Annotated in this window: 10 protein-coding genes and 4 tRNA genes; 13 read left to right on the top strand and 1 reads right to left on the bottom strand. The window is 49.1% G+C overall.

Annotated elements, in window-relative coordinates:
* The first annotated feature begins 276 nt into the window (after nt 1–276).
* Both murB and birA read left to right on the top strand, forming a co-directional pair.
* Nucleotides 277–1,302 (top strand): UDP-N-acetylmuramate dehydrogenase, encoded by a 1,026-nt coding sequence (gene murB / locus HCX89_RS21930; RefSeq protein WP_167717460.1) that lies wholly within the window; start codon nt 277–279, stop codon nt 1,300–1,302.
* Nucleotides 1,303–1,304: 2 nt separating this feature from the next.
* Nucleotides 1,305–2,264, top strand: coding sequence for a bifunctional biotin--[acetyl-CoA-carboxylase] ligase/biotin operon repressor BirA (gene birA / locus HCX89_RS21925; protein WP_167717458.1), 960 nt, complete (start codon nt 1,305–1,307; stop codon nt 2,262–2,264).
* Here the strand turns inward: birA and coaA are convergent, their stop codons facing one another.
* Nucleotides 2,265–3,212 (bottom strand): type I pantothenate kinase, encoded by a 948-nt coding sequence (coaA, locus tag HCX89_RS21920; RefSeq protein WP_025012139.1) that lies wholly within the window; start codon nt 3,210–3,212, stop codon nt 2,265–2,267. It abuts the gene before it with no gap.
* A gap of 233 nt (nt 3,213–3,445) precedes the next feature.
* Here coaA and HCX89_RS21915 point away from each other — a divergent pair.
* From HCX89_RS21915 to rplL, 11 genes are all read left to right on the top strand, one after another.
* A tRNA-Thr gene (locus HCX89_RS21915) sits at nt 3,446–3,521 on the top strand.
* An 8-nt stretch (nt 3,522–3,529) separates the two neighbouring features.
* Nucleotides 3,530–3,614 (top strand) — tRNA-Tyr (locus HCX89_RS21910).
* Between the two features lie 35 nt (nt 3,615–3,649).
* Nucleotides 3,650–3,723, top strand: a tRNA-Gly gene (locus HCX89_RS21905).
* A 9-nt stretch (nt 3,724–3,732) separates the two neighbouring features.
* Nucleotides 3,733–3,808: transfer RNA gene (locus HCX89_RS21900), tRNA-Thr, on the top strand.
* 116 nt (nt 3,809–3,924) lie between these two features.
* Nucleotides 3,925–5,109, top strand: coding sequence for an elongation factor Tu (tuf, locus tag HCX89_RS21895; protein ID WP_071239068.1), 1,185 nt, complete (start codon nt 3,925–3,927; stop codon nt 5,107–5,109).
* Nucleotides 5,110–5,372: 263 nt separating this feature from the next.
* On the top strand, nt 5,373–5,753 hold the full coding sequence (secE, locus tag HCX89_RS21890) for a preprotein translocase subunit SecE (protein ID WP_025012048.1): 381 nt from the start codon (nt 5,373–5,375) through the stop codon (nt 5,751–5,753).
* An 8-nt stretch (nt 5,754–5,761) separates the two neighbouring features.
* Nucleotides 5,762–6,313 carry a transcription termination/antitermination protein NusG gene (gene nusG, locus HCX89_RS21885; RefSeq protein WP_025012047.1) on the top strand — a complete coding sequence of 184 codons (552 nt, stop codon included), beginning with the start codon at nt 5,762–5,764 and terminating at the stop codon, nt 6,311–6,313.
* A gap of 123 nt (nt 6,314–6,436) precedes the next feature.
* Nucleotides 6,437–6,865, top strand: a complete 429-nt coding sequence (gene rplK, locus HCX89_RS21880) for a 50S ribosomal protein L11 (RefSeq protein WP_025012046.1) — start codon at nt 6,437–6,439, stop codon at nt 6,863–6,865.
* 4 nt (nt 6,866–6,869) lie between these two features.
* Nucleotides 6,870–7,571 (top strand): 50S ribosomal protein L1, encoded by a 702-nt coding sequence (gene rplA / locus HCX89_RS21875; protein WP_025012045.1) that lies wholly within the window; start codon nt 6,870–6,872, stop codon nt 7,569–7,571.
* Nucleotides 7,572–7,833: 262 nt separating this feature from the next.
* Entirely contained in the window at nt 7,834–8,334 is a 501-nt protein-coding gene (gene rplJ / locus HCX89_RS21870; RefSeq protein ID WP_025012044.1) for a 50S ribosomal protein L10, read from the top strand.
* 54 nt (nt 8,335–8,388) lie between these two features.
* Nucleotides 8,389–8,757 carry a 50S ribosomal protein L7/L12 gene (gene rplL / locus HCX89_RS21865; protein WP_025890054.1) on the top strand — a complete coding sequence of 123 codons (369 nt, stop codon included), beginning with the start codon at nt 8,389–8,391 and terminating at the stop codon, nt 8,755–8,757.
* Nucleotides 8,758–8,878: the final 121 nt, after the last annotated feature.

Genomic DNA, 8,878 nt, shown 5'->3' with positions numbered 1-8,878 from the left:
CCAGACGAACGCGGAGAGCTTGCTCGAAGCTGGCCATCGCCAGACGCCCAATTAAGTAGAGAAGCCACCTGCATAAGGTGGCTTTTTTGCGTTTAGGGCCTGTAAGATTTGCCTTAATCCAGCTTTGAGTCGGTAGCAGCCGAGTAGCTTGCCGCTGGATACATATAAACCCATACACGCCTTTAACTAACCGTTATTCGCTTATGGGTGTTTTACGGCTGAAATAGCAGGCTAATCCCGTTACAATGCTGCTTTTATTTGCAGTGAAAGCTTTAGATGCCAACTCTAGTCCACTCCCTTAAATTTTTGAACACTTTTGGAATCGACTGTTGCTGTCGGGAACTCATCAGAGTGAGTTCTACCGCGGAGCTTGTCCAGGCTTGCATGCAGCATAAGGACGATGAGATTCCTATGTTGATCCTCGGTGGTGGCAGTAATCTATTGCTGCTTGAGGATTATCAAGGGACTGTGATTCAAATCGCTACCAAGGGAATCGATGTCTGTGAGGATCAAGAGCATTTTTATCTAAAGGTTGCCGCCGGTGAAAACTGGCACGATTTGGTTTGTGAAACGCTTAAGCAGGGGATACCGGGGCTTGAGAATATGGCTCTGATCCCGGGGACAGTTGGTGCTGCGCCTATTCAAAACATAGGCGCCTATGGAATTGAGCTGTGCCAGTTGTGTGACTGGGTCAAGTATCTAGACCTGCAGACCGGCGCGCTAACTCGTCTCGAGGCCGCTGATTGTGATTTTGGCTATCGTGAGTCAATTTTCAAAAATCAGCTCAAGGGGAAGGCTGTGATCACCTCTGTCGGCTTGAAATTGCCTAAAGCCTGGCAGCCCAAACTGAGTTATGGGCCGTTGCAGTCGCTCGCTGAAGAGACTGAGGTGACCGCGACCATGATTTTTGAGCGGGTATGTCAGGTTCGTCAGGAAAAACTGCCGGATCCTGTAGTGCTTGGCAATGCTGGCAGCTTTTTCAAGAATCCTGTAGTTGCTCCTGCCGACTATCTTAAGTTGGCCGAACGCTTTCCTGATTTGGTGGGTTATGCTCAGCAGGATGGTACTGTTAAGTTGGCCGCAGGCTGGCTTATCGATAAGGCAGGTTTGAAAGGTTTCCAGATGGGAGCGGCAGCTGTCCATGATAAGCAAGCCCTGGTATTGGTGAATAAAGGTGGTGCCAGGGGTAAGGATGTGGCTAATTTGGCGCGGGAAATTATCCGGCAAGTGCAAGCGCGCTTCGGTGTCGAATTGCAGCCCGAACCGCGAATTTTTGCGGCAACAGGAGAGAGGAGTCTCTGACGATGACCGAACAGTGGAAGCGCAAGCGGGAAATATTACAGCTGTTGCAGCAGGGTGAGTTTGTCTCCGGCGAAAAGCTGGCCGAACAGCTCGGTGTCAGCCGTACGGCTGTCAGCAAACATATCAGTGCCTTGACTGCCTTTGGGATCGATATCTTCAGCGTGAAAGGTAAAGGCTATAAGTTGGCGAGAAGCCTGCATCTTATCGATAAGCCGCGTTTGCTTTCCGCTATAGATAACCGTTGTTTCTACTTTGATGAACTCGGTGGTACCAATACATTCCTGCTCAACCATGTCGATGAATTGAGTAATGGCGATCTCTGTATTGCCGAGTACCAATCTGCCGGACGAGGGCGTAGAGGACGTCAGTGGTTGTCGCCCTACGGTAGTCACCTCTATTTTTCTATGTACTGGCAGTTCTCTCAAGGTCTTTCCCAGGCGATGGGCTTGAGTCTGGTGGTTGCCTGTTCACTGGTTAGTGTGTTGGAGTCTTTCGGTATTGCCGGTTTGGGGGTGAAGTGGCCCAACGATATCTATCTCGATGGCCGTAAACTTGCTGGTGTACTGATTGAAATGACCGGGACTGCCGACAGCGAATGCGATCTGGTGATCGGGATAGGCTTGAATATGGCTATGCCTGCTGAACTGGGTGAACAACTGGATCAACCCTGGAGCGATCTCAGTGGCCTTGAATCTATGCCGAACAAGACTGAGTTGGCTATCAATCTTCACAAACAGCTATTGAAAGATCTCAAGCTGTTTGAAACCCAAGGGTTGGCGGCATTCAGCACCAGGTGGCAGAGTGCGGATATCTTTGCCGGTCAACAGGTCAAACTGCTGCTGGGTGAGCAGCAGATTAGCGGCCACTACCTGGGAGTGGATGAGCAAGGTGGCGTTATCCTACAGACAGAAACGGGTCCACAGCATTTTGTCGGCGGGGAAATCAGCTTACGCGGCGCTTGATTATTTTCGCAGCAGCACTTTATCCATCAGGTGGTCCTGACCCTTTTTCAGAATAAGATGTGCCCGCTCGCGGGTGGGCTCAATATTCAGATTCAGGTTCGGGCCATTGATAGTGTCCCAGATATTGGCGGCTATATGTTCGGCTTCGGCATCGCTCAGCTTGGCATAGTGGTGGAAGTAGGAGCGCTCATTGGCAAAAGCCGTATGCCGGAACTGCAGGAACCTATCTATATACCAATGTTTCAGCAGTGATTCGTCCGCATCTACATAGATAGAGAAGTCCACGAAATCAGAAACAAATGGCCGCTTGATACTCACGGGAGAATCCAGCTCTGTCTGCAGTACATTCAAGCCTTCAAGGATCAAAATGTCCGGCTGTCTGACCTGCTGCACTTCGGGGAGACGGTCGTAACTGATGTGGGAATATAGCGGAGCCTCGACCAATTCGGCGCCTGACTTGATGGCAGCGATAAACTCCACCAATAGTTTCATATCATAGCTTTCCGGAAAGCCTTTACGCTGCAACAACCCTTTTTGTTTCAGCTCGGCCAGCGGGTAGAGAAAACCATCCGTAGTAATCAGATCGACCTTAGGGTGTTCGGGCCAATGGCTCAAAAGTGCCTGCAGGATACGGGCTGTGGTACTTTTCCCAACGGCGACACTGCCGGCAATACTGATAATGTAAGGACTCTTGGCCGGGGTTTGCCCCAAAAACTCATTTAACACCAAACCTCTTTGCTGCTTGGCGCCAACGATCAAGTTAAGCAGACGACTGAGGGGCAAATAGATGTCGGTAACTTCAGTGAGGGAAACCTTTTCATTAATCCCCCGCAGCTTTTTCAATTCGGTTTCGCTCAAGGTCAAAGGCACCGACTCGCGAAGTTCGGCCCATTGCTGGCGGTGAAACGGCATATATAATGCCTGTTGAATTGAGTTGGCTGTTGTCATCTGATTTCCTCTGCTCAGGCAAGGCACAGTACACCATGAATTATTCATGAACAATAAAAAATCCCTATGCCAAGCCGAATTGTTTATCCCGTGTACAGAGGGTTAAGAAGGAGTTGAATACCTACGTAGTGTCAGAGTAAAAAAGCACCATTCAGGGCTTTTTTTCGAAAAAAAGCCAATTTCCTATTGCACTCGCCCCAACATTTACCTAATATCCGCTACCGAAATGAAGTGCCGGCATAGCTCAGTTGGTAGAGCAACTGACTTGTAATCAGTAGGTCCCGAGTTCGACTCTTGGTGCCGGCACCAATTTTATCGGAGGGGTTCCCGAGTGGCCAAAGGGATCAGACTGTAAATCTGACGGCTCCGCCTTCGAAGGTTCGAATCCTTCTCCCTCCACCATTTTCAAGGTAAGTAGGTAGCCTTAAGTAGGTTGCGCGGGCATCGTATAATGGTATTACTCCAGCCTTCCAAGCTGATAACGCGGGTTCGATTCCCGCTGCCCGCTCCAAATTTGCATGCTGATATGGCTCAGGTGGTAGAGCGCATCCTTGGTAAGGATGAGGTCGGCAGTTCGAATCTGCCTATCAGCACCAGCCTATCTTAAATTTTACCTCTGCCTTTTATAATCTGTTCGATGTCATTCATTTGCATCGGACTTTTTCACTATATATGGTTTCACCACCAGAAAATCTTAGATTGAGGCAATACCATGTCTAAAGCTAAATTTGAACGTAGTAAACCCCACGTTAACGTGGGTACCATTGGCCACGTGGACCATGGTAAAACCACTCTGACTGCTGCTATCTCAACTGTACTGTCTAAGACTTACGGTGGTGAGGCGCGTGACTTCGCAGCGATCGATAACGCTCCAGAAGAGCGTGAGCGCGGTATTACCATCAATACCTCTCACATCGAGTATGACACTCCAACTCGTCACTACGCCCACGTAGACTGCCCAGGTCACGCTGACTATGTTAAAAACATGATCACCGGTGCTGCCCAGATGGACGGCGCAATCCTGGTAGTAGCTTCTACTGACGGCCCAATGCCACAGACTCGTGAGCACATCCTGCTGTCTCGTCAGGTAGGTGTACCTTTCATCATCGTATTCATGAACAAGTGTGACATGGTAGACGATGAAGAGCTGCTGGAACTGGTAGAGATGGAAGTTCGTGAACTGCTGTCTGAGTACGATTTCCCAGGTGATGACCTGCCAGTAATTCAGGGTTCTGCTCTGAAAGCTCTGGAAGGCGATGCTCAGTGGGAAGCCAAGATCATCGAACTGGCTGAAGCACTGGATACCTACATCCCTGAGCCAGAGCGTGATATCGATAAGCCATTCCTGCTGCCTATCGAAGACGTATTCTCAATCTCTGGTCGCGGTACTGTAGTAACAGGTCGTGTAGAGCGCGGTATCATCAAAGTTGGTGACGAAGTAGAAATCGTGGGTATCCACGACACTACCAAGACTACCTGTACTGGTGTAGAAATGTTCCGTAAGCTGCTGGACGAAGGTCGTGCCGGTGAGAACTGCGGTATCCTGCTGCGTGGTACCAAGCGTGATGAAGTAGAGCGTGGTCAAGTACTGGCTAAGCCTGGTTCAATCACTCCACACACCAAGTTCGAATCAGAAGTTTACGTCCTGTCTAAAGAAGAAGGTGGTCGTCACACCCCATTCTTCAAAGGCTACCGTCCACAGTTCTACTTCCGTACAACTGACGTGACCGGTACTATCGAACTGCCAGAAGGCGTAGAGATGGTAATGCCAGGTGACAACATCAAGATGACAGTAACTCTGATCTGCCCAATCGCGATGGACGAAGGTCTGCGCTTCGCCATCCGTGAAGGTGGCCGTACAGTTGGTGCTGGTGTTGTAGCCAAGATCATCGCTTAATTGCGAGACAGGTTACTTTGAAAAAGGAAGCTTCGGCTTCCTTTTTTGCTTGCTGGCGTAAAGTGTCAGGCTTTCTCTTGGTTTCGCCCTGTGTATCCTTGATAACAAAGCTGATTAAGAATACAATCTATGGCCGATTTTTGTGCCCTGAGCCGGAGAATTCTCGTCAGGGGCGAGTTCGAAAGCGGGCTGGCGCTGATTTAAGCCTTAAACTTACTCAGCTGTCCCTTGGCTCAGGTCGTAATGAGTAACGGAATTAACCGATGACAACAAATACTGAAAACCAGGGCAACTCTCTGGATATCGTAAAGTGGGTAATAGCTATACTACTGGTGGTAGTGGCTATCGTTGGCAACCAGATGTACAACAACAGTGAAATCATCACTCTGCCAATCCGCGCTGCGGGTGTGGTTGTTGTATTTGCTATTGCTGGTTTTATTGCTCTGCAAACTGTTAAGGGTAAGCAAGCATTGGCCTTTGCCCGTGAGTCTCAAATTGAAGTACGCAAAGTCGTATGGCCGACTCGTCAAGAGGCGTTGAATACCACCTTTATCGTACTGGCTGCGACAGGTATCCTGGCCTTGATTCTCTGGGGACTGGATGCGGTATTGCTGCGCATTGTCAACTTTATTACTGGCGTATAGGCACTAGAATGACTGAAGCTAAAGAAGCTAAGAAAAGATGGTATGTGGTTCAGGCTTTTTCCGGTTATGAAGGCCGTGTATGTAAGTCTCTGCTTGAACACATCAAAATGCACGGTATGGAAGAGTTCTTCGGCGAAGTCCTGGTTCCGACCGAAGAAGTTGTGGAAATGCGTGCCGGCCAACGCCGCAAGAGCGAGCGCAAGTTCTTCCCCGGCTATGTGCTGGTACAGATGGAAATGAACGATCAAAGCTGGCACTTGGTGAAAAGCATCCCACGTGTGATGGGCTTTATCGGCGGCACTTCAGATCGTCCTGCTCCTATTTCCGATAAAGAAGCCGAGGCTATCCTGCGTCGTCTGCAGGAGACTACAGATTCTCCGACTCATCGCGTTATGTTCGAACCCGGCGAAGTGGTTCGAGTTACCGATGGTCCGTTTGCCGACTTCAATGGTACTGTTGAAGAAGTGGATTATGACAAGAACCGCGTCAAGGTGTCTGTGATGATCTTCGGTCGTTCGACTCCGGTTGAGTTGGACTTTAATCAGGTCGAGAAATCCTGATTAAATAAAATACAAAATCCGTTTGGCAACGGGTGCGGATTTCTATATAATCCGCACCCGTTGTTTTCGGGGAGCTCAAGGCATGTCGCCTGAGCGTTTGAACCCAAACTGAGGAAATGTCAGATGGCAAAGAAAATTGAAGCTTACATCAAGCTGCAAGTAGCAGCCGGTGCTGCAAACCCGTCTCCACCAGTTGGTCCAGCTCTGGGTCAAAAAGGTGTGAACATCATGGAATTCTGTAAAGCATTCAACGCTCGTACTGAAAAGTTCGAAAAAGGTATGCCAATTCCAGTAGTGATCACTGTTTACAACGATCGCTCATTCACTTTCGAAACCAAGACTCCACCTGCAGCCTTCTTGCTGAAGAAAGCCGCTGGTCTGAAGTCAGGTTCTGCTCGTCCTAACACTCAGAAAGTGGGTACTATCAAGCGTAGCCAGGTTCAGGAAATTGCTGAAACCAAGGCAACCGATATGACTGGTGCTGACATTGAAGCGATGACTCGCTCAATCGAAGGTACTGCGCGTTCCATGGGTTTGGTAGTAGAGGACTAATATAATGGCAAAGCTGACTAAGCGCATGCGCACCATCCGCGAGAAAGTGGACGTAACCAAAGCATACGACATCAACGAAGCTGTAGCTCTGCTGAAAGAACTGGCTACTGCCAAGTTCGTTGAGAGCGTAGACGTTGCCGTTAACCTGGGTGTTGATCCTCGTAAATCTGACCAAAACGTTCGTGGTGCCACTGTGCTGCCACATGGTACTGGTCGTGAAGTACGTGTTGCTGTATTCACTCAAGGTGCCAATGCCGAAGCTGCGAAAGAAGCTGGTGCTGAACTGGTAGGTATGGAAGATCTGGCTGAGCAGGTGAAAGCCGGCGAAATGAACTTCGACGTAGTTATCGCATCTCCTGATGCAATGCGCGTTGTTGGTATGCTGGGTCAAATCCTGGGCCCACGCGGCCTGATGCCTAACCCTAAAACCGGTACTGTAACTCCTAACGTTGCCGAAGCTGTTAAGAACGCCAAGGCTGGTCAGGTTCGTTACCGTAACGACAAGAACGGTATCATCCACACTACTATCGGTAAAGTGGACTTCGAAACCGCTCAACTGAAAGAAAACCTGGAAGCACTGCTGACTGCACTGAAGAAGGCCAAGCCTGCTGCAGCCAAAGGCCAGTACGTGAAGAAGGTAAGCATCTCCACCACTATGGGTGCAGGTGTAGCTGTTGACCAGAACACTCTGGACACTGCTAACTAATTTTACAAAATGCGCGCGTTAGCCTATAATGCGCGCACTTTTGTGGGTTGGAACCTATGACGAGTGTTTACACTCAGATGGGTTTCCGTCCAAGACCGCAGGTGTTGACCGTCTGGGATACTTAATTTCCTGCGTAGACGGTGTCAGGCCCCAGATAGATTTATTTCTGCTGGATTATCTGCACCGTAAGTAACTGAGTACGTTTGTATTCAGTATGGTAAACACTGGGGGATTCCCCAGGTAGAATCCAGGAGTAAAGCCAATGGCATTAAGACTCGAAGACAAAAAAGCGATTGTTGCTGAAGTCAACGAAGCTGCCAAAGGTGCGCTTTCTGCAGTTGTCGCCGATTCACGCGGTGTAACTGTAGGTGCTATGACAGTTCTGCGTAAGACTGCTCGCGCAAACGGTGTGTATGTACGTGTAGTACGTAACACTCTGGCTCGCCGCGCAGTTGAAGGCACTGCTTTTGAGTGTCTGACAGAGGTGTTCTCTGGCCCAACTTTGATCGCTTTCTCTAACGAGCACCCAGGTGCTGCAGCTCGTCTGTTAAAAGACTTTGCTAAAGAGCAAGCCGCTTTCGAAGTTAAAGGTGCAGCTTATGAAGGGGAATTCATCCCTGCAGCTGACATTGATCGTTTGGCAAAACTGCCAACTTACGAAGAAGCACTGGCACAGCTGATGATGACTATGAAAGAAGCATCTGCTGGCAAGTTCGTTCGTACTCTGGCCGCTCTGCGCGATCAAAAACAAGAAGCCGCTTAATTTCAAGCTGGCTGCTTAACAGAATTGAATTCAGAACAATAGGAAACATTTGTTATGTCTATCACTAAAGACCAAATCCTTGAAGCCTTTGCAGCTATGTCTGTAATGGAAGTTGTTGAACTGATCGAAGCTATGGAAGAGAAGTTCGGCGTATCTGCTGCTGCCGCAGTAGTTGCTGGCGGCGCTGGTGAAGCTGCTGCTGCTGAAGAGAAAACCGAGTTCGACGTAGTTATGACTTCTCACGGTGACAACAAAGTTGCTGTGATCAAGGCTGTACGTGGTGCCACAGGTCTGGGTCTGAAAGAAGCCAAAGCTATGGCTGAATCTGCTCCAGTAGCTGTTAAAGAAGCTGTCTCTAAAGAAGAAGCTGAAGCTCTGAAGAAAGAACTCGAAGAAGCTGGTGCTCAAGTAGAGATCAAGTAAGTCATACTGACTTACAATCACCCAAGCCAATTGGGTGGAGGCTGGCGGTTTTTTGACCGTCGGCCTTTTTTGCGCTGTAAGCGTTGGCGATTTTTTTCACCGTTTGTCGCCAGATTTTGCA

Source organism: Shewanella sp. Iso12, assembly GCF_012030025.1.
GTDB lineage: Bacteria > Pseudomonadota > Gammaproteobacteria > Enterobacterales > Shewanellaceae > Shewanella > Shewanella algae.
This window is presented reverse-complemented; position numbering and strand designations above follow the sequence as displayed.

Excerpts from the sequence above, each read along its gene's own strand:
- murB (WP_167717460.1), top strand. The coding sequence starts at position 277 with ATGCCAACTCTAGTCCACTCCCTTAAATTTTTGAACACTTTTGGAATC.
- birA (WP_167717458.1), top strand. The coding sequence starts at position 1,305 with ATGACCGAACAGTGGAAGCGCAAGCGGGAAATATTACAGCTGTTGCAG.
- coaA (WP_025012139.1), bottom strand. The coding sequence starts at position 3,212 with ATGACAACAGCCAACTCAATTCAACAGGCATTATATATGCCGTTTCAC.
- tuf (WP_071239068.1), top strand. The coding sequence starts at position 3,925 with ATGTCTAAAGCTAAATTTGAACGTAGTAAACCCCACGTTAACGTGGGT.
- secE (WP_025012048.1), top strand. The coding sequence starts at position 5,373 with ATGACAACAAATACTGAAAACCAGGGCAACTCTCTGGATATCGTAAAG.
- nusG (WP_025012047.1), top strand. The coding sequence starts at position 5,762 with ATGACTGAAGCTAAAGAAGCTAAGAAAAGATGGTATGTGGTTCAGGCT.
- rplK (WP_025012046.1), top strand. The coding sequence starts at position 6,437 with ATGGCAAAGAAAATTGAAGCTTACATCAAGCTGCAAGTAGCAGCCGGT.
- rplA (WP_025012045.1), top strand. The coding sequence starts at position 6,870 with ATGGCAAAGCTGACTAAGCGCATGCGCACCATCCGCGAGAAAGTGGAC.
- rplJ (WP_025012044.1), top strand. The coding sequence starts at position 7,834 with ATGGCATTAAGACTCGAAGACAAAAAAGCGATTGTTGCTGAAGTCAAC.
- rplL (WP_025890054.1), top strand. The coding sequence starts at position 8,389 with ATGTCTATCACTAAAGACCAAATCCTTGAAGCCTTTGCAGCTATGTCT.